Annotated in this window: 16 protein-coding genes and 1 pseudogene; 5 read left to right on the top strand and 12 right to left on the bottom strand. The window is 60.8% G+C overall.

Going from position 1 to position 19,704, the window contains the following annotated elements:
• Positions 1–2: 2 nt before the first annotated feature.
• From FAZ11_RS23455 to FAZ11_RS23440, 4 genes are all read right to left on the bottom strand, one after another.
• Positions 3–209 carry an MbtH family protein gene (locus tag FAZ11_RS23455; protein WP_058772003.1) on the bottom strand — a complete coding sequence of 69 codons (207 nt, stop codon included), beginning with the start codon at positions 207–209 and terminating at the stop codon, positions 3–5.
• Positions 210–230: 21 nt separating this feature from the next.
• A complete protein-coding gene (fes, locus tag FAZ11_RS23450; protein WP_058772002.1) occupies positions 231–1,472 on the bottom strand; it encodes an enterochelin esterase in 1,242 nt (413 codons plus the stop codon).
• A gap of 100 nt (positions 1,473–1,572) precedes the next feature.
• Positions 1,573–3,762 (bottom strand): TonB-dependent siderophore receptor, encoded by a 2,190-nt coding sequence (locus tag FAZ11_RS23445; protein ID WP_058772001.1) that lies wholly within the window; start codon positions 3,760–3,762, stop codon positions 1,573–1,575.
• Between the two features lie 323 nt (positions 3,763–4,085).
• Complete coding sequence (locus FAZ11_RS23440; protein WP_058761208.1) at positions 4,086–4,349, bottom strand: hypothetical protein; 264 nt, start codon at positions 4,347–4,349, stop codon at positions 4,086–4,088.
• 505 nt (positions 4,350–4,854) lie between these two features.
• Here FAZ11_RS23440 and FAZ11_RS23435 point away from each other — a divergent pair.
• Positions 4,855–6,087 carry a sensor domain-containing phosphodiesterase gene (locus FAZ11_RS23435; protein WP_099049410.1) on the top strand — a complete coding sequence of 411 codons (1,233 nt, stop codon included), beginning with the start codon at positions 4,855–4,857 and terminating at the stop codon, positions 6,085–6,087.
• Positions 6,088–6,222: 135 nt separating this feature from the next.
• Here the strand turns inward: FAZ11_RS23435 and FAZ11_RS23430 are convergent, their stop codons facing one another.
• Positions 6,223–6,672: a DMT family transporter gene (locus tag FAZ11_RS23430; protein ID WP_058772000.1), complete on the bottom strand. Its 450-nt coding sequence runs from the start codon at positions 6,670–6,672 to the stop codon at positions 6,223–6,225.
• Between the two features lie 909 nt (positions 6,673–7,581).
• Between FAZ11_RS23430 and FAZ11_RS23420 the strand changes: the two genes are divergently transcribed.
• A complete protein-coding gene (locus tag FAZ11_RS23420; protein ID WP_058771999.1) occupies positions 7,582–8,004 on the top strand; it encodes an SOS response-associated peptidase family protein in 423 nt (140 codons plus the stop codon).
• A 5-nt stretch (positions 8,005–8,009) separates the two neighbouring features.
• Positions 8,010–8,222, top strand: coding sequence for a DUF7740 domain-containing protein (locus FAZ11_RS23415; protein ID WP_058761212.1), 213 nt, complete (start codon positions 8,010–8,012; stop codon positions 8,220–8,222).
• 484 nt (positions 8,223–8,706) lie between these two features.
• On the opposite strand, the gene FAZ11_RS23410 is transcribed toward FAZ11_RS23415, so the two are convergent.
• From FAZ11_RS23410 to fhuF, 3 genes and pseudogenes are all read right to left on the bottom strand, one after another.
• The gene (locus FAZ11_RS23410) at positions 8,707–10,338 is read right to left on the bottom strand and encodes a methyl-accepting chemotaxis protein (protein ID WP_058761213.1); all 1,632 of its coding nucleotides are present in this window, start codon (positions 10,336–10,338) and stop codon (positions 8,707–8,709) included.
• Positions 10,339–12,052: 1,714 nt separating this feature from the next.
• Positions 12,053–12,303: pseudogene (locus FAZ11_RS25105) on the bottom strand (DDE-type integrase/transposase/recombinase); the annotation flags it as partial.
• 84 nt (positions 12,304–12,387) lie between these two features.
• The gene (gene fhuF, locus FAZ11_RS23400; protein ID WP_058771997.1) at positions 12,388–13,134 is read right to left on the bottom strand and encodes a siderophore-iron reductase FhuF; all 747 of its coding nucleotides are present in this window, start codon (positions 13,132–13,134) and stop codon (positions 12,388–12,390) included.
• A 303-nt stretch (positions 13,135–13,437) separates the two neighbouring features.
• On the opposite strand from fhuF, the gene FAZ11_RS23395 reads away from it, so the two are divergent.
• Positions 13,438–14,205 carry an ATP-binding cassette domain-containing protein gene (locus FAZ11_RS23395; protein WP_058761216.1) on the top strand — a complete coding sequence of 256 codons (768 nt, stop codon included), beginning with the start codon at positions 13,438–13,440 and terminating at the stop codon, positions 14,203–14,205.
• A 29-nt stretch (positions 14,206–14,234) separates the two neighbouring features.
• Here the strand turns inward: FAZ11_RS23395 and FAZ11_RS23390 are convergent, their stop codons facing one another.
• The 4 genes from FAZ11_RS23390 to FAZ11_RS23375 all read right to left on the bottom strand — a co-directional run bounded on the left by FAZ11_RS23390 (position 14,235) and on the right by FAZ11_RS23375 (position 18,606).
• A complete protein-coding gene (locus FAZ11_RS23390; RefSeq protein WP_058761217.1) occupies positions 14,235–15,218 on the bottom strand; it encodes a GNAT family N-acetyltransferase in 984 nt (327 codons plus the stop codon).
• A 56-nt stretch (positions 15,219–15,274) separates the two neighbouring features.
• Positions 15,275–16,510, bottom strand: a complete 1,236-nt coding sequence (locus FAZ11_RS23385; protein ID WP_058771996.1) for an alpha/beta hydrolase — start codon at positions 16,508–16,510, stop codon at positions 15,275–15,277.
• A gap of 118 nt (positions 16,511–16,628) precedes the next feature.
• Positions 16,629–17,969, bottom strand: a complete 1,341-nt coding sequence (locus tag FAZ11_RS23380; protein WP_058771995.1) for a lysine N(6)-hydroxylase/L-ornithine N(5)-oxygenase family protein — start codon at positions 17,967–17,969, stop codon at positions 16,629–16,631.
• Between the two features lie 163 nt (positions 17,970–18,132).
• The gene (locus FAZ11_RS23375; RefSeq protein WP_058761220.1) at positions 18,133–18,606 is read right to left on the bottom strand and encodes a sigma-70 family RNA polymerase sigma factor; all 474 of its coding nucleotides are present in this window, start codon (positions 18,604–18,606) and stop codon (positions 18,133–18,135) included.
• A gap of 121 nt (positions 18,607–18,727) precedes the next feature.
• Between FAZ11_RS23375 and FAZ11_RS23370 the strand changes: the two genes are divergently transcribed.
• Entirely contained in the window at positions 18,728–19,678 is a 951-nt protein-coding gene (locus tag FAZ11_RS23370; protein WP_058761221.1) for a FecR family protein, read from the top strand.
• Positions 19,679–19,704: the final 26 nt, after the last annotated feature.

Raw genomic sequence — 19,704 nt, 5'->3', positions numbered from 1 at the left:
TGTCAGGAATGCGGGGAGACGGCCGGGCGAATGTCACGCCAGTGGCTCGTCAACCAGTCGTCGCAGGCGGCACGCGGCGCCGGGCCGAATACCGGTTGCCAACCGGCGGGACAGGCCATGGCTTCCGGCCAGAGGCTGCATTGGCCGCTGGCGTTGCGCAGGATCAGCAACGTCTGCGCGGGATCGTCGAAGGGGTTGAGAGCGTCCATCGGACCTCCTGGCGGAAAGAATTAACGGTCGGGCGCGACCAAGGGTTGCCAGAGGCGGACCAGACCATCGAGCAAGCCGCCGCGCCACCAGAGGGCGTCATGGCCCCCATCGATCTCGCGATAGTCGAGTGCGTGACCCTGCTCGCGCAGACGCGGGACCAGGGCACGGGAAGCTTCGAGAATCGCCGGCTCACGCAGCCCGGCCTCGATGAACAATCGCAACGGTTGCCCGGCGCCCTTACCGGCCGCCAACGCCTCGAACAGCCGCCCCGGCGCGCCGCGCTGCGGCCACCAAAACGAGCCGGACTGGCTCAGGGCACAACCGAAGCGCTCCGGCCAGTGCAGCGCGGCATAGAGCGCCGCCAGCCCGCCAAAGCTCTGCCCGGCCACGACGGTCGAGGCTGGGCTCTGGGCATGGGGCGCGCAGGCCATAATCTGCGGCAGCAGCTCTTCCTGCACCGCGAGCCAGAACTCGGGATTGCAGGGCAGCTCGCTGCCCCGCAGGGCGCGATCGCTGTTATCGATCAACAGATAGACCGCCTCCGGCAAAAGGCCCCGCTCGGTGAGCTGTTGCAGTGGTCCGGCGATAGGCATCGCCTGCGCCCAGAACTGCCCATCCAGCAAGATAGCCAGGGGGCGCTCTTTAGGGGTGGTATTACCGATGGTCAGTACCCAGACGGGGCGACTATTGCCCAGCCGAGCGCTTTCCCAGCGGTATTGCCGAAGCTCGGGCGCCCCGGCTTCACGCCCGTCGAGCCCCTCGTCGAATGCCGTCCAAGCCGCTTGCGCCGGCGCGTCCGGCAGATGCACCCCCGAGACCGCCAGGCCCCGTCCGCCCTGCCAGGCACGGCGAGGATTGAGCCGGTCGGCCTGGGCCAGCGGAAAGACACTGCGCCACCACAGGCGAACGCGCTGCGGATCGACCTTGCCCTCACCTTCGAAAGGCGCCGGCTCCCCGCTGGGAATCAGGCAGTAGCTACCTCGCCAGCAACCGTCCAGTTCGGTCTCCCAGGCCCAGACATCGGTGCCTGGCACGCGCGTGAGACTCTGCGGCAGGCCCGGTTGATGGTGATCGGTCACGCCCGTGATATTGAGCCAGACCCGCTGGGTGCCGGACGCCGCTCCGGCGGGATCGCGCCAGAGAAAGGTCAGGCGGTAGCGCCCACCGTCGGTGGGCTCGATCAGCGGCGTGCCCCGGCTCGCCACCGCCTGCCACCAGGCTTCGCTGCCCACGTCGTCACGCTGGAAGAAAGAATCGTTCATTGCATTGCCGTGCATCGTGTTGGCAGCTCGTCGGAAGTCACGCGTTCTGCAACCGCTATCCGGGCGGCACGCCTACGGCGCCACCCGAATAGCGCGGCCGTCAGAAGTCGTAACGCGCCCCGACCATCACGCTGCGCGACGGCCCCTGGAAGTTGAAGGTGGAGACCGAACCTACGCGGGACCAATAATCCTTGTCGAGCAGGTTGTTGACGTCCAGGGTCGCGGTGAGCTGCTTGGTGACTGGATAGGCGAGCTTGGCATCGACCGTGGCATAGCCAGGGGCGGAGATGGTGACGCCGGAGGTCTGGTTGGTCTGGGAGAAATCGCTCATCGCGTTCACCCCGCCGCCGATGGTCAGGCCGGTCAGCGGGCCGCCTGCCAGGGTGTACTTGGTCCACAGCGAGGCCATGTGCTTGGGCATGGCTTCGAACAGGGTATTACTGTCGCCACTGAGACTCTGGGTATCCATGTAGGTGTAGCCGGCGAGCATTTCCCACTGCTCGGTGAGCTTGCCGCTGACCTCGATCTCGGCGCCTTTCACCCGTGTCTTGCCGGAATCCACGGAATAGCCGGTGATGGCCACGCCATTGGCGGTGAAAGGCGTGGACGCACGATGTTCATCGGTCAACTGGAAGACCGACAGGCGCGCGTTCATATCGCCGTTGAAGTAGCTGCCCTTGATGCCGACCTCATACTGGTCGCCCTCACGCGGATCGAGGGCCTTGCCCTGGGCATCCAGCTGGCTCTGCGGCTTATAGACCTTGGAATAGCTGGCATACAGCGAATGGTAGTCGTCCAGGTCGTAGACGGTACCGGCATAGGGAGTGACGAAGGCGTTGTGCTCCTGGCTCTCGCCGGCCTCGGCGCCGCTGGCCAGGGTGGTGGTGTAGGCATCGCCCTTGTACCAGGAGACACGCGCCCCGCCGATCAGCGCAAGGCGCTCGATGGGCCGGAAGGTCACCTTGGAGTAGAGGCCGAATTCACGATCCTCGCTGTCGAAGTCGGTCTGATAGACACGGGCCGGCTTGGCGAAGCGGCTGGGTGAATAGGTGTTTACGTTGACCGTGCCCAGCATGCCGTTGCCATTGCTGTAGTCGGTGTCGTAGTGCTTGTAGTCGGTCCCCACGACGAATTCACTGACCTGCCCCAGGGCCTCGAAGGGCTGGCTGTAACTGGCATCCAGCGAATAGGCGTCCTGCTCGAAATCGCGGGTGGTGGTACGGATACTGGTGTTGCCGTTGGCCTGCACCGCGCTACCCGTGAAGGCATAGAGGTAATCCGTCTCGCGACGCGAAGCCCGTGCTGCGATACGACCATAGCCGCCGTTATCAAATCTGTGGGTCAGTTCGAAGATGCCGTCGGTGGTCTGGCCATCGAAGTAGTTCCAGTCGGCGCCGAAGAAGCGTGAATGGCTGAAGTCGAGCAGTTGGCCCTGGGCATTGGTGGGGTAGCCATTGTTGGGCGTGATGTTCTTGACCTGATGGATCAGGCCGAAGGACACCTGGGTGGAATCGGATAGATCGATGTCCAGGTCGCCGTAGTAGCTCTCATTGGTGCTGGCGTTGTAGTCCACCTCACCATTGGTATCGGCCCGGGAGGCGACGAAGCGGCCGCGGACATTCTTGCTCTCGGTGAGCGGCCCGGCCAGGTCGATTTCCTGATAGTTGGTGTCCCAGGAGCCGTAGCGCCCGGTGATGTGTCCCTGGAAGTCTTCGGTACCGCGCTTGCGCACCATGTTGACGATGCCGCCCAACTCGCTGGTGCTGTTGAACAGCCCGGAGGGGCCACGCATGATCTCGACCCGGTCAAAGGGCGAGAGGATGGGCACGGTGCCAAAGATGCTGGTCATGGGCGCCGGCAGGCCGTCGATGTTGTACTCGTCGTACTCGTAGCCGCGCGAATAGATGGAGGAACGCCCGCTGTCGTTGGTCAGTACCCGCAATCCGGCGGTGGACTTGGCCAGGTCGTCCAGGGTGTTGAAGTTGCGATCCTTGATGTAATCGTTGGTGTACGAGGTGATCGACTGGGGAATGTCGCGCAAGGCCGCCGGCGTCTTCGTCCCTACGGTCGCCGAATCCACGGTGTAGCCGCCGGTCTGCTCCGAGGGCGCCATGTCATAGAGGCGATTGCCTTCGATGGTCAGGGTGTCCAGCTCGGTAGCGCTCTGCCCGGCGACCGAGGCGGCCAGGGCCGTCAGGGGAAAGGGAATCAGCGCTCCGAGCAGGAGCAGGTGACGAAGCCCCCCACGAGAGGCGCGGATGGGCTGACAGCGGGTTCCTTGGGTGTTCATGGTGATCCTTGTTACCGAGGCGTTGCAGCCGACGCCGTACACAAGAAGGCTGCTGCTCGCGGCGCATGCGCGAGGGCCAGCACTTTAAATGATAAAAACTCTCATTATCAAATGTTACGTTAAACTTTTGGCGGACAGCCGCGTGCCCCTGCCACATAGCCAAAGCAGCAGTTTGCGCAAACGGGAAGTAAATGACAGGAACGGCAGGACATCCTGCGCGAAGGCGCGAAGGATGCGAGGGCGCGGAAGGATTTGGGTGGTTATTGCCTGAGCAGGCAGGAGGGCAAAGGGGCGAGGTGGCTAGCTGTTAGACCGAGAACCGCTTAGAGACCGCTGACCGCGGGTGTCTTGTCCGTCACCTTACCCAGCACCGGACTAGGCAGACGGCAGACGATTTCGCCGATGGCGTTCATCCGTGCCAGCCCACCATCACCCTTGCAGGCGTGATAGTCAGCCAGGTGTTCGGCAGGCGAATTGCGCAATCCCAGTTCAAGGGCGACCACCAAGGCAATGACGCCAAAACCCAGGGCGACGATTTCGAGCGTAGTGCGGGCACGATACCAGTGGATCGGTCGCGAAGGGCTCATGGTTGCTCCATGGAAGATGGACGAATGATGGCTTGAGGGTTCCCTACTCTAATCGCCCTACCATGAATGTAAACAGCCATTGCTCGGTGGACGGGTGGCGTCGCTGGTGGCCTATGCCCTCCCCTGCCCTGGCGAGTCGGCCAGGCTAACGGAGGGCCTTGCCTTCTGCGCTGGCTTTTCCTTTCTCGAACGCTATAGCTGTTCTTTCTATTGCCTTCACAAAGAAGCGCGAGTTCATCCCTGATCTGCAATAGCGCTAATCTCCCATCGGTCGTCGAAGTTAGCTGGCCGAAGTTATTTATTTAAATAGCACTACCAATCAACTCGACCGAATCGCTGAAAACCTTGTCCTAAACACACCCACAGCACGAAACCCTTTGACGGAAGAAGTAAGAATCCGGATTCTTGGATGTGACTCATAGGTCAAAATCTGACACCCAGGCCTAGAGGAAATGCCTGGTACGACCCAACAAGGAAACGACCACAGCGGTAGAGGAACGGTCCAATGTTGATGTCTCCTGAACACGTTACCCAACATCCCTTGATCCAGTTGCTGGCTGACGACATCAATGACCGCGAGCTGCGTCAGTCACTACGGGTGGTGCGCCAGTACCTGGGGATGGATGTGGCCTTTCTGTCGCGCTTTCGAGACACGGATCGGATACTCGAGCATGTCGACAGCCCGCCGGACTGTCCGCTTCAGCAGGGGCAGATCATCCCTCTGGCGGAAGGCTATTGTCTGGGCATCATCAACGGGGAATTGCCGGAGCTGATTCCTGACACCTCTCAACTTCCCGCCGCTCAGCGTATTCCGGCGACCGCGTCCCTGCCCATCGGCTCGCATCTGAGCGTACCGGTCGAGGTGGGGGGCCAAGTCTATGGCACGCTGTGCTGCCTGGGTTTCGAGCCCAACAATCGGCTCGACGAGCGTGATATCAAGATGCTGCGCGCCTTTGCCGAGATCCTCGCGTTGCGCCTGCACGAGGTGGAGGTCAATCGCTCGGCACAGCGGAACATCATTGAGGAAATAGAAGGCGCCTTGATCCAAGGCGCGCCACGCATCGTCTTCCAGCCGGTGTTCCGGTTACCCGACCTGACGCTCCACGGCTTCGAGTGCCTGTCGCGCTTCGAAGTGGCGCCCCAGCGGTCGCCGGACCAATGGTTTCACCGTGCCTCCACCGCTGGCATCGGTATCAAGCTCGAGGAGCACGTTCTGTGCAAGACGTTCGCCTACCAGCGAGATTTCGTCGCGCCCCTGACGCTCAACGTCAACGTCTCACCGGAACTCGTCACCTCGGGTCAGCTGGAGCCGTTACTCCAGGCCGTACCGGATTTGTCCCGCTTGGCCCTGGAAATTACCGAGCATGCCATCGTCAAGGACTATGTCGCCCTTGCCGATGCCTTGACCCCATTGCGTCGTTTGGGTGTAAAGATCGCCGTGGACGATGCCGGTGCCGGCTACTCCAGCATGAGACATATCCTGCAGCTGCAACCGGACATCATCAAACTCGACATGAGCCTCACCCAACATATCCATGAGGATCGTAGTCGACGCGCTCTCGCCCGGGGCTTGGTCAACTTCGCGCACGAGATCGGTTCGCAGGTCGTCGCGGAAGGCGTGGAAGCCGCTGAAGAGCTCGTTTGCCTGCGCGATTTGCAAGTCGACTTCGCACAGGGTTATCACCTGGCAAGGCCCATGGCCGCCGCCGATGCTCTGGCACTCGCCCGCAAGACATAATGATCGGCTCAAGCAGCATCATGACGAACTGACCCGAAGTTGCCTCTGACCTTTCGGGCTCACCCGTTAAATCCTGGCCATCGGATCGGGGCCCGCGGCCCGGTCTCGAATAACGATTCTCAGCAGGGCCTATCGTCAAAAACGGGCGATCAGCACGACACCGGCAATCATCAATACCGCACCCAATAGCCGCCATCCATTGATCGCGTGCTGTTCCATCGCGAACAGGCCGAAATGGTCGATGACCAAACTAGCGATAAGATTTGCAGTAATGGTGACGCCATTGACGGGTGCCGCTCCGAGGCGCTGAATGAAAACAAGGCCAGCAAAGACCGCTACGGCACCGGCAATGCCTCCCAAGGGTGCCCACCATGGCATCTCACCGAGCTGGCTAACCGAGGGTAATGGCTTGGGCAGGCAAATCAGCAGGCCGATGGCCACGAAGGTGACCATCACAAAGGACACCGAGGTAGCCAGCCAAGGATTGACCAGGGCCTTATTGAGAGAACCATTCATTGCCGCTCCTGCGGCCTGCAAAAATCCAGCAACTATGATGAGACTGTAAGCCCAATTCGCTGTATTCATTGACGTTATCTCGGTGCGGAGCCTTGAGTAAGAAAGCCGGAGCGGTTCGCTGGCCCGATGGGGTCCGAGTTACGACTGGACAGCTACGCTAAAAGTGCCACTCACTCCCGCTGAACGGCTCTGCCACGTGGATTTAGCAGGCTACACAACAGACTTTCTTTTTCGTCTTCGCACCTGGTCGAGACCTGCGCTGATAGGGTGCTCGTCCGCGAAGGGTACACTTTGCCCCTTTGGGAAAGGACGTGTCGCCTAGATGCCACAAGACAAAAAGGCTCGCTCAGGTCCTGATCGAGCCGTACACCCTGGCTAGCTACCTGGGCTAGAAGACAGCCAGGCCGTCCATCACCAAGGAATAGATCTCGGTGCCATAGGTAAGGACGCCGAGCGGTATTCCCACGGCTGCACCTACGATCAAAGCGCAGCCCAGGATCGCCAGGACCGGTATTCCAAACAGCGGCTGTGTCAGGAAATGGCCGCGACTGGCCGCCGCAGGCACCGGCTTGGGAGATTCCCCGGAGCGGGAAACGGGTTCGGTCTGAGCGCGCGATGGCTGGCTGGGCTGCCGACGCGAGGGGTTGGCCTTGCCTTCCATCTCGACGAGATTGGCAATGTCGGCAAGGGTACCGCTGTTACGAGTGATCTGCTCATGAGCAGCGCGGAGTGAATCCGGGTTGGCCGTACGGCCTGTAGCGCGGGAGGGTCTTCGTGAGGCGGTCATAAAAACAGGCAACTGCTAACAAGACTCAGGAATGGTACATCCTGCAAGAATACATTATGAATGTTACCTGTTTGGAAGAGCCGATGCCTATGACTGCCAGTCTCCAGCGGCGGGAGACCTAAGAGGTGCCCTCATCAAGGCCATGATGCTCCACAAGGCCCTTCTGAGCGAATCAGACCAGGCGGCCGCCCATGATCAACGCCCGCGTCGAGACGGTGCCAACGAGCAAGCTGTTTCAGGGAGTCTGGCGCATCGCACGCGCCCTGGCGATCGCGGACGGCTGGTACGAATGGATCTGGAGAGCCCAAGCGCAAGCCGCCCTATTTCATCCGGTTGAAATCTGCGGAGCCTATGTTCTTCGCTGCCATCGGCCACTTCTGGGCTCCGAAGCCGGCATGATCGACCTCCATGACCGTCGACCCCTGGTTTTACCACCAGACGTCGCCCGCGAATGGATCGACCCAGAGCTTTGCGCAGATCGTGCCGCCGAAATCGGCCGCGAGGCAGCGACGCCCGTGGACGCTTTCGAGTGGTATCCCGTGAGCAAGGCCGTGGGCAACGTGAAAAACGACGGGCCCGACCTTCTGACCCTGATCGACAATCCCCTACTGTGAGCACAATGCCCAACGTCACCCCAGAGCGCGACCTGTCCTACTGCACGCTAGCCCTTCTACTGGCCGCCCGTATTCACGGCACCGATGAAGCGGTCCGCGCAACCGCGAGACGCTGCATCAAACAGTTGCCGAAGCGTCAGCGGGACCTCTTGCTCGACGTGATCCAGAGTCGCCAGCCCTTGCAGATGGTTCGTAGCATCGCCCGCAAGCTGGAATGACGGTCAAGGCTCACGATCATCGTCAGGTGACCCTGAGCCGCGCCCCCTTGCTCAGTACCTCGGCCAATGGCTACCCGAGGCACCGAGCTACTTTAGCCGCGCTTGCCAGCTCTCTTGAGCATGGGCTGGACGGTGCGTGAGCGCTGAAACACAGCCCTACCTTCACGCACCGAGCCGCAAAGGCCTTCAGCGCGCCGAATTTCCCTCAGGCACCCAGCTCCAGCTCACCAATGTAAGCGGTAAAAACAGAGTTCCCACAGGGTGCCCTAGTGCGGTGTTTCAAAAGTTCGTACAAGAATTGGCGAGTGATTTTTTGGCGGGTCGGCGCTCCGACCTGATCAGGCGCCGTGACGAGTCATAGCAGGGCTATGGCGAGGAGTGGCAACGCCGCCAGGGAGGTACCCCTCTGCGGCGAAAAGCCCCGCCAACATTGTGCAGGTAACTTCTGAAACACCTCACTAAGGGTCATTGCCACCTTGAGCGTCTATAGCCTGAAGTGTCCGATGTGCCGATTCAGCTCATTGGCCAGGGCATCCAGCGAGACCGCAGTCTGTACCGTCTCGCCGATGGCCTCGCTGTTCTGCTGCGCCATCTGAGCGATGCGTTCCACGGTGCGCGCCACGTCCTGGCTGGCGGCAGTTTGTTCGCGCAGGGCGAGGGAAATCTGATTGACTACGCGGACCACACTGCCCGAGGAATTGTTGATGCTGACCACTGCGTCACCGGCCTGGTTGGCCAGACTGACGCCACCGTTGACCTGGCGCACACCAACATCCATATCGTCCATGGCCGTCTGGGTGGCGACCTGGATCTTCTCGATCATGGTGGCGATCTCCTGGGTGGAATTGGCGGTGCGCTGCGCCAGCTGACGTACCTCGTCGGCCACCACGGCGAAGCCGCGACCCTGATCGCCTGCGCGAGCGGCCTCAATGGCGGCATTGAGTGCCAGCAGGTTGGTTTGGTCAGCGATGCCTTTGATCACACTGACGATGGAGGATACCCGCTCGGAATGCTCGCCTAGCTCGCCAATTCGCGCAGCCGAGGACTGCACCGCGCCGGCGATGGACTTCATGCTGTCCACCGAGGCCTGGATGGTCTTGCCACCGTCCTGGGCCAGGCGGCCTGATTCGCTAGACAGGCCATGGGCCTCATTGGCGTTGTCCGAAACGTGATTGATGCTCACCGTCAGTTCCTCGACGGTCGCCGCCATGCTGGAGGCGGCGCTAGATTGCTCCCGCGCTGCGGTAGACAGCTGCTGCGCGTTGGTGGAAATGCTATGGGAGGCGGCAACCAGTTGTTCAGTGCCCTGCTTGATGCGCTGGATCATCTCGCGCAGCTTCTCTTGCATCAGGCCGAAGGCGCCCAGTAGCTGGCCCACCTCGTCCTGCCCACTCGCAGGAATGGACGAATCCAGGCGCCCATCGGCGATGTTGCGTGCCACCACCACCGCCTGGGTCAGGCGACCGCTGATGGTCCGCGACAGCGACCAGGCGATGCCCAAGGCGAGAAGCGCTGCAAGCACACCGCCGATGATGAGCACCTGCAAGACTTGGCTTCTGGCATCGTCCATCGACTGAGTATGTTCGTTCAGGAGTTCGGTCTCGCGGGCCTTTAACTGGGCCACTAAGTCACGCATCACCGCCATCTTGGCCTTGTCTTGGGCCGTGGCGATGCGCGCGATAAGGTCGCTCAGTGGCACTGCTCCGGCATTCACCTGACGCCGCATGTCCAGTAGTGGCTGGATCGACTGGCTATTCCAATCCGCCTCAGCGGTACCCAGCTGGGTGACCCTACGCTGCTGCTCTGGGTCGCCAGACGTCAACTTCAGCAGTTCTTGGAATCGCTCGCCGAACTGTTGTCCACCTGCGATGAGCGGTCCCAGAAAGAGATCCTTACCGGTCAAAGCAAAGCCACGCATACCCGTCTCGATATTGACCAAGGCCAGCAATACGGCAGTGGTGTCCTGCAATATCTCATGCGATCGGAGGTTGGCTCGGAAGGCCTGGTTCACCTGTCTGAAGCCCCACACGGTAGACAGAATCAGCACCAGGATAATGGCCAGGATTGTACCGAAGCTGAGGCTGAGTTTTTTCGAGATAGTCAATCGTTGCAGCATGGGTTCCTCACGCGCTTTTGTCGTGGAAAAAAGGCCTGCCAGGCAGGACGCGGCGTACTTCGAGAACTTCGTGCAAGAGTAAGATTTAATGGATAGATAGCCGCTGGACATTGCGGACAGAATCGCAATCCACTCGGCCCCAATAAGAGATACATACGATGAGGCGCAGTCGGGTGTAGCTGCGCGGGATGAGCGCCAACGGAGCCCAGCGTTGCCTAGCCCTAATCCAGATGCTTCCATCTGCCGTACACGCCAGAGCCTGGAAAACCCGCGGAGACGCAACCTATTACGATGGAATTACGGCTTCCCGCTGACCGCTACGTCGACGCTTGCCATCCTCTGCCATGAATCATGGATCCGAGGCTTGCCATGAACATACAGACGCCAGCTCCTTCGAAATCATCCCTGTGAAGGTAACAGTCCAACGGCTAGGTGCGATTGACACCATTCCCATATCAAAATGACATCAAAACGCAACATACGTATCTCCTTTACGACCTCTACAAGCTCTAGAGCGAATGCTAACCATTCAGCCCGCGCTATTGAGCCGATGCACGTCGCCCTAGACGACAACCCTGGATCTAATATAGGGGTGGTATTAAGGCCTTGGGAGACTACTCGGCAATGACCGACGAGCAGGCAACCACCATCGTCTCGAATGCCTGCAAGCGACTAGGTTCTGTACGAAAAATGCCTGCACTTGCTGATGCTTCGTTGAAGAACGCCTGGATGGTTAGCCCCGCCTAGGCGGCCCCGTCGCAATGCTCATTTACCTACCGCTCGTGAACTCGTGCGCGAGTCCGATCCGCGTCCTCAGCGCTTTTCGCCTCGCCTGACCTTCGCTCGACGACTTTTCGTACCTAACCTAATCCCGGTAGTTGAGCCCTACCGAGGAGCGACAGTTGCGCTGCTCAAGGCTGCCAGACTTGAAAGGCCAGCAGGCCCGATCCTTCATGCTAGGCGTCTGCCGGACGATGGTGACTTTCATCCTTTGTGGGGGCGCTTCTGGAGGTGTGAGAGCCTGGGCAGGCTGGCTTAGCCGAAGCACGTTGTCAGCCCCTCTAGGGGTGAAGTTCTGATCGTTGAAGACGGTTTGCCTGCCATAGGTTACGGCAGGCCGCGGGTCTTCCTGACGCGCGGCGGTTGCAGCCGCCAAGGCTGGCTCCGCTGGCATTGGCGGAGTCCGGGTGACCATGCCGCTCGAGGCCGGTATTGAGCTCGGGGACTGGGGATCTAGTACTTCGACAGACGGATTTGGCTGTGCGGTTGTCTCGGTCACCCTGTGCTTGGGCAACGCTTTGCTGGCCAACTCAAGGGCGCCGACGGTAACCAGACTCCCGATCACCAGACAGGTAACGATACCCAGCGGACGCGCCTTGCTGCGTTTATGGACGAGCCAGTCAGGGGCATCGTCGGGCTCAGCATTCATTGCCATGTTCCTAATCCCTTAGTCTTTATCATCGTTACACCGCTCGGCGCCGGGGCGCTGCCCCGCTGCAGCACAGCAGGAGTGAGACACCCTAGCAGACGCCGATTATAGTGAGCACAGCGGGAGCAGCGAGGCTCCTCGACCAAGGCTCACCCAGCCCGCCATCGTTCGCCTGGGGTTGCTTAGGTATTCTGGATGTCGGCGGCCTACCGCCTAAGCAGCGGGTATCGAAAGCGTATTAGCCGGGCTGCATGCATCCCTACTCGATGATGACCAACCAAGCGCTCTACCCACGCTCTGGGTGAAGCGGTAGCGCCAGAGCCGCTGGCGAAAGCGTCGATTGCCATATTGGCGTGAAAGAGCACCTCTTGGGGCCGACCGCGCTGCTCGTAAGCCCTTTTCAAGGCCTGGATGACCAGGTCGGCATCGGGCGTGGCAGAGAGCGACCAACCCACGACACGACGGGCAAACCAATCAATGACCACCGCAACCTAATGCCAGCGGCCCTGCGCCCAGACATAGATCAGCTCGCCACACTTGGTTCGGTGACGAAGTCTCGAAAGGTCTAATGTCTTCGCCTAAAAAGGTGTCCGGGGTGAGTAGACCACTACAGAGCAGCCCTAACTCGAAGACATCGGCTGTGGATCTTTGAGAAGAGGACAGTTACTGCAGAGTTCTTCCCCAGGCAGCCGATAGCGGATGCAACAGACACGCCGCTGCCGCCATTGCCACGACGAGAGCTCCGCGCCATTTGCCAGCGGCAGATCAACGTAGATTACCGGTTTGAATAGCGGATTACGGCCACCCTGAGCGTCACTTGGCTGCTCAAGCCAGTGCTCGAAAGGCGGCAACAGATTCGGAGTGAATCCTGCTTTGCGCAACTCGCTTACGAACCATTCCAGATAGTTGCCCGCATTGCTCCAGAGCACCTTCGGAGAAAGCTTTATTTGCGCACAGGCCCTTTCGATGAACGGCCGTAGATTGTCCAGTACCAATGGCTGGAGAACGTCCAGGTGAGCCTCATCGAACGCAGCGCCGCCGTGGGGTAGCACGAAGGCTTCCGGCACCCCGGCCTCATTCAAGACTAGCCCCAACTGATCAACCGCGACTGGCAGCCGCCAGCGGCGCAGTAGCGAGGCCGCAACGACAGGAGGGATCAGCCGGGAGAAATAGAACTTGGTCCAGACCGAAAGCAGCGCCCGTTGGTCTAGATCCGGGCTGCCACCATAGCGTTGCAAGAGTTCCGGCAGACCTTCTTCCAGAAGGCGGCCGAGGGGAACCACATCCTTACCCGCTTCAGGCAAGCGCAGCATTGTGGATAGCGGTTCAAGAGGCCCCGTGAACAAGGTGGCAAGGGCGGGAATCATGGGCGCGGCGATCCGGCAAAAAGAAGATCAGGTTTCATCAGACTTGCCTTGGGTCAGGGTCGTGGCGTAGCGGCGCCCGAGGCCTGCTTGCGGTATCCAGGGGCTGACGCAGGCATGTCCGCCACCGGCTCGACTCGACACGGAGGCGGCTCCGACCAAGCAAGAGAACGGATACGTCGCCAGCATGTTGATAGACTCCAGAATCGTCTTCTGCCAAGTGGCACCTTGCCACCAGCAGCAACATTGATAAGCATTCTCGCTTGTTTTAGGCTGCCGGTTCTACTTTTCCATGCGGCTTTTTCCATGTTCGAACTCCAAGGCGCCTCCTTTACCCTCGGTGACCGCGTTCTGTTGCAGCCGCTCGATCTGCAATTGCCGGATGGCCAGGTCGTCGGCCTCATTGGCCACAACGGCTCAGGCAAATCGACACTTATCAAACTGCTCGCTCGTCAGCAGGAGCTCAGTGCTGGCGACATTAGCTTTGAGGGGGTCTCGCTGAGCCAGTGGAGTAATCGGGACTTCGCCCGTCGGGTAGCTTATCTGCCGCAGCAGCTGCCAGCTGCCGATGGCCTCACCGTGCGGGAGCTGATCAGCTTCGGCCGTTATCCCTGGCATGGCGCCCTGGGTCGCTTCGGCACGGCGGATCGCCAAGCCATCGAGCGTGCGCTGCAGCTCACCCATACCGAGGCATTCGCAGAACGGCTGGTAGACAGTCTGTCCGGCGGCGAGCGCCAACGCGTCTGGCTGGCCATGCTGCTTGCCCAGGAGACGAATTATCTGCTGCTGGACGAGCCGACCTCGGCGCTGGACATCGCGCACCAAGTCGAGGTCCTGCAGTTGATCCGCGAACTCAGTCATCGCTTTCAATTGGGCGTGGTGGTAGTGCTTCACGAGATCAACATGGCAGCGCGCTATTGCGACCATCTGGTGGCTTTGCACAGCGGCCGTCTGCTGGTCCAAGGCAGTCCACAAGCTCTGATGGACGGCCCAACGCTCGAGTCGATCTATGGCATTCCCATGGGCGTCATTCCGCATCCGGTGAGTGGCCAGCCCCTCAGTTTCCATCTCTGAGCGACTTCGGCTCCTACCCAGGCATCGGCTCAGGCCAACACGCAACGGTCAAAGAAGCGCTCGCGCTCCAAGAGCATCAGAGCAGCCCGCTTGTGAGGAAAATCGAAGTCTTTCTGTCGATAGAAGCCCTGTCGCTGCAAGTGAGCGATCATGCGCTCATTGTCGGCACGGGGCTCGCAAACCAGCCGCTGAGTACGAGGCTCGTCCAAGAATAGAAAGTGCGCCACGGCGGGCAGCCAACCGGCGACCTTGTGCGGTCCGCGGTGCGCCTCTTCACCGACCAGCATGTGCAGGCCGCGATCATGGTCACCGACACCATAGTAAGGGCCAATGCGGTCCTCCTTGGCCCAGTAGACTTCGAAGTAGGCGAAGGGCTCGTCGTCGAAGCAGCCGATCAGTGGCTGGACGTGAGGATCCTCGGCGAGTCGCTGTAGATAGGCACGATGTTGCTCCAAACTGCCCTCCTCCTGCCAGAAGGCAGCGACGCGCGCCGAATTCTGCCAGCGACTGAAGCGCGGCAGGTCGATCCTCAGATCCAGCGTCCGCAGGGAGATCCAGCTTGCTAAACGGGTATCGAAGCGCCGATAGACTTCGCCGTCCGGCTTGGGCGGCCGGCGAAGATGGCGGGTCGTGCCGCTCGATATCCAGGTCTGCGGCCAAGGGGTAGCGGCCGGCTGGCGCAACCATGGGGACGGTAATTGCCAGAACGCCGTGCGCTCGGTCACCAGGCTGCCGTCGGCACGGCGGATCATCAACCCACTACGATTCGCCAACTCCGGCGACACGCCTCGCCATTCAAGACTGTCAACGGTGCTGCGCAACAGCAGCCAATAGGCCAGGCACCAGAGACTGGACTCTTGATCGACCGCCAGTTCCTTGATCTGCCAACAACCCTCCGCGCCAGTCGCTGACGCTACAAAACGCCCGTTCAAGCTCAGGGTCAGCACAGCCTCCCTCCACTCTCCATGGAGGTCTTGGCCGGAAGGAAGCGACAGGGTAGTTGGGGTGGTCATGGCATTTTCTCCAAAGGGCAGCAGTTGGAAAGACGAAGCATGACCTCAAGAAATTACTACCCTGCCCCTCTGCCCTCTAACGACTGGGCAGGCGCGGGGTGGCGCATCGGATTGAGCAGAGCCTGACGCGTGGCCAGCAGGCAGGCTGCGGCAGCCGCCTGGGTATGTATCCGCAGCCCGTCCACCCCAGGCGGAATGCGCTCGTCCACATCCAGCAGCCGGACCGGCGCGCCGCGCGCCTTGAACGCTTGCGCAGCAGTGCGCGCGTTACGGAACTCAACCACCGTATCCCGCGTAGCGCCACATAGCAGCGTTGGGGCGCGCGGCGTCCAGTCCAGCAGGTCATTGCGCCGCAGGGCCTGGCGGAACGGCTGTTGCGGATTTTCAACGAACGCTCGGGTGAAGGCCGGCTGCCGCAAGCGGTCAAGGTGATCCGACGTGGGCAGGGCGTTGTCGCGCAGCAGCTTGAAAATAGTGTCCGCCCCGGGCAGAAGCCTCTCCACACGATCCGCCCACGGCTGCTGCAGAAGCTCATCAGGGCGGCGGTAGATATTCCCATAGACCCGCTGCATGGCGACCAAGGTATAGCTGAACAGATAAGGCGCCAGCACATTGGCCCCGGCGGGCGTACGCCCTGACCAGTTATCGAGGAAGGTCTGACTCAACGCATAGGGCCCGGACATAGGTGCACTGGCGACGAGATCGAATTCCTGGGCTTCGCGCTGCTCAATGGCCCGTTGCGCAGCCAAGGTGGCATGTCCACCTTGGGAATAGCCAGCCAACATGACCTGGCCAGACAGCGCCACGCCGTGGCGCGCCGTAACTCGACGTGCCGCCCGTAAAGAATCGATTACGGCGGTTGCTTCAGAGGGGGCGTGCAAATAGGGATGGAAGGGATAGCGGGAGCGGCCCAGTCCGAGATAGTCGGTAGCCACCACTACATAGCCCTGGGCAGCATAGAGCGCGATCAAGGGACTGCTGCCGGCCTGCGCCACGGCCTCCGCCTGGGCTGATGATCTCTGGGTCTCCGTCCCCCGCGCCCAGCCAAGCAACGGCTTCGGCTCTAAGCAGTGGGGCCCTTCGGGCAACAGGAGCATCGCGGAGGCATCAGCCAGCTCCTCGTGAACGCCGCGGGTGCGGTAGGTAATCTCGATCAGCCGAACGTCGCAGCGCGGCCGACCGACACTGCGGACCCGATCCCCAAGCCGCGCCGCCAGGGCATCGGCCTTGAATAGCCGCAGGGTGCTTTCATTCAGCACCTCGCCTGGTGGGGAGTCCGCACGTACCTCCATGGGTAGGATCAGACAGATAGAGAGCGAAACACGGCATAGCAAACGAAAAACAGGCACTCGTTCTCCCAACAATCCAAGGGGGACGATGGTGGCAACGCCTGGGCGCTGCCACCCGCGATCAGGCATGGGCCAACTCGACTCGCTGAGGGTGCTGCGCGGCAGCTTCGAGTGTCGCATGCAGCGCCTCGGCGATCTCACCGGCCCTGGCCGGTAGCACCGAGAGCAAGGTGTCGCTGAGTCCATGACTGTGCTGACAGAAGCCCTGCAGATAGATAGGTACCTGCAGGCGTTCGTCCGTTTGCAGACGGTACGCTCGATCCACATCGAACTCCTGCAACAGGGGCGATAGGGGTTCGAGCAAGTGACGATGGGACGTGCGCTCATAGCCGGTCGCCAGAATCACCGCATCGTAACGATGATTCTCCACCGTACCAGTCGCCACATCACGCAAGCGCAACTCCACCTTCTCCTCGACTCGATGAGCCGCCTCGATATTGCGACGGCACAGGAAACCATGACGCTGGCTCTTGGCAACTTTCTGCCGATAGAAGATGCCGTAGATGCGCTCGATGAGATCGAGGTCAACCACCGAATAGTTGGTGTTGTGATACTCGTTGATCAGCCTTTCACGCTCCTCGGGTGGCTGATTGAAAACGAGATCGGTGTACGCCGGGGCAAAGATCTCATTGACAAAGGGACTGTCGTCGGCGGGCTTGAGCACCGCGCCGCGGAGCACCATGTCGACCTGGACATGGGGATAGCTGTCATTCAGATCGATGAACGCCTCGGCGGCGCTCTGGCCACCACCAACGACCGCGATGCGCATCGCCTTACCTTGGGCGCAGGGCAGCGCAGCCACGCGCTCAAGGTACTGCGCATGGTGAAATACCTGTGGATACTGGCGTAGCGCACGGAAAACCTGCGGAATGCGTGGTGTACCTCCGGTACTCAATGCCAACGCGCGGGTCTGGTAGCGTCGCTCCCGTCCTTCAGCATCGCGCGCAACGACGGCTAGCTGACGGACAGTGCCATCTGCCTCCGCAGCAGCCGGCTCGACTCGCACCACCTCTTCACCATAGCGACTCAAGTCGGAAAAGTGTTCCGCCACCCAGCGTAGGTAGTCGTTGAACTCCAAGCGGCAGGGATAAAACGTACCCAGATTGATGAAATCGACCAGGCGCTCCTGGCTATGCAGGTAGTTGACGAAGCTAAAGGGACTGGTGGGATTACGTAGCGTCACCAGATCCTTCAGGAAGGAAATCTGCAGCTCGCTCTGGGTAACCAGCGTATTGCCATGCCAGCGATAGTCAGCCTGGCGATCAATGAATAACGAGCGCAGTGGCCGACCCGTGCGCTCCCCTTGTTCATGCAACGCAATAGCTAGCGCCAGATTGGAAGGGCCGAAGCCGACCCCAAGCAGATCGTAAGGTGTGCTCGATGCACTGTCGTGCTGTGCCATGAGTGCCGTCCTCTGGAAATCGGAAGACCCGAGGCGCCGGAGGCGTTCGGGGTGCACTAGGAGGGACGACAGGACGGAGCCAGGATTTAGCCTGAGTTGAACAACTGAGGGCTTCCGCCTAAGCCAATGCCGCTCTTTCGGCCAGGTGGGAGCCTGTTGAGAATCAGGCGTTCCAATCCAATAATCGCAGCCGACAGTGGCGCATGGCGTTGACGATGTGTTTTTCCACGGACGCCTTGGAAAGCCCTAACTGCTCAGCGATCTGGCCATGGCTAAGGCCTTCGAGCTTGCGTAAGAGAAAGGCCTCACGACAGGCCGGCGAAAGCTCATCGAGGGCCCGCTGCAGCAGGACGAGTTGCTGGTCGCGCGCCAAGCCTTCCTGGGGGCAGTCCTCGGTCGGCATGCCTTCAGCATCGAAGTCGGCCACCTCGTCCTGACGTACCCGCTCACGACGATGCAAATCAATGGAAAGGTTAATGGCGGTTCGATACAGCAGCGCTCGTGGCTCCTGAATCTCGGCAGTGGACGAACGGTCGAGAAGACGAAGATAGGCCGCCTGAACGAGGTCGGCCGCTGTATGGCGATCGCCGGTCGTGCGCGTCAGAAACTTGAGCAGTTCCTGGTAATAGCCTATCAATCCCTACCTCCGATACCACTTGATGTCGCCCAATGTTGCAGATTGCCACTATGCTTTACTCTGACGGTGTCGGCAACGTAGCTTGCCGCCCCCTTGCATTGCTGACTACGGACTCCCGCCTTTGACCTGGCCTGCAGAACAGAAGCGCCTGAGTGAAGAAGCTGCCACCTGGCATCTGCGCCTGCAGGCGGAAGACTGCTCCGTCGCCGAGCGCGAAGCCTTCAGCAGCTGGTGCGCCGAAGATCCACGCCACCTGGCGGAGTACCAGGCGATCGAAGCACTGTGGGGCCTGGCGGGGGACTTGCCACCCACTGCCGTAAAGGAAAGGCCCCGCCAGCGGCGCCTCGGCCTGATGCGCCTGGGCTGCGCGGTGGCCACCTGTTGCGGACTCTGGCTGGCCGGCTGGTATGGTGGCCTGCTACCCAGCGCGGTGCGGTATTATAGCGCCAAGGCCGAATTGCAAAGGATCAACCTCCCGGACGGTTCTCAGGTCAGCCTCAACACCCATACCGCGCTCTTTTACGGCGAGTTCATTGATCGCCGTGATGTTTACCTGCCTGGTGGCGAGGCCTTCTTCGACGTTCACCATGATCGACTTCATCCCTTCACGGTCAACACGCCACAGGGTGAAATTAGAGTTACCGGGACACGCTTCAACGTCTGGAATACCCGTCATGATCTCATTGTTACCGTCGCTGACGGCCGGGTACGGGTCACTCCAGAAGGTCAGGCTCAGGTTTTTGAGTTGACCGCTGGCATGCAGGCTCGCTACCTAGCTCAGCAGCGTCCCGAGATCCGCCAAGCCGATGTGCAGGCGCTGCTGGCGTGGCGTCAGGGCCAGTTTGTGCTGGATGGGCAATCGCTGGGTGAGGTACTCCCGTTGATTGGTCGCTACCTTCAGCGCGACGTGAGGGCGGCCGATGACCAGGCCGCCGCCATGCGTCCGGGGGGTATCTACGCCATAGGATCGCTGGAACGCCTGCTGTACCAGTTACCGAAAATACTGCCGGTAGAGGTGACCACCCAGGCGGATGGTAGCGTGCTCGTCGCGAGCCGCTACAAGACCTTGTGATGGCTCAGCCAGCGCATGCCACCACG

It is taken from the genome of Pseudomonas rhizoryzae (assembly GCF_005250615.1).
Lineage (GTDB): Bacteria > Pseudomonadota > Gammaproteobacteria > Pseudomonadales > Pseudomonadaceae > Chryseomonas > Chryseomonas rhizoryzae.
This window is presented reverse-complemented; position numbering and strand designations above follow the sequence as displayed.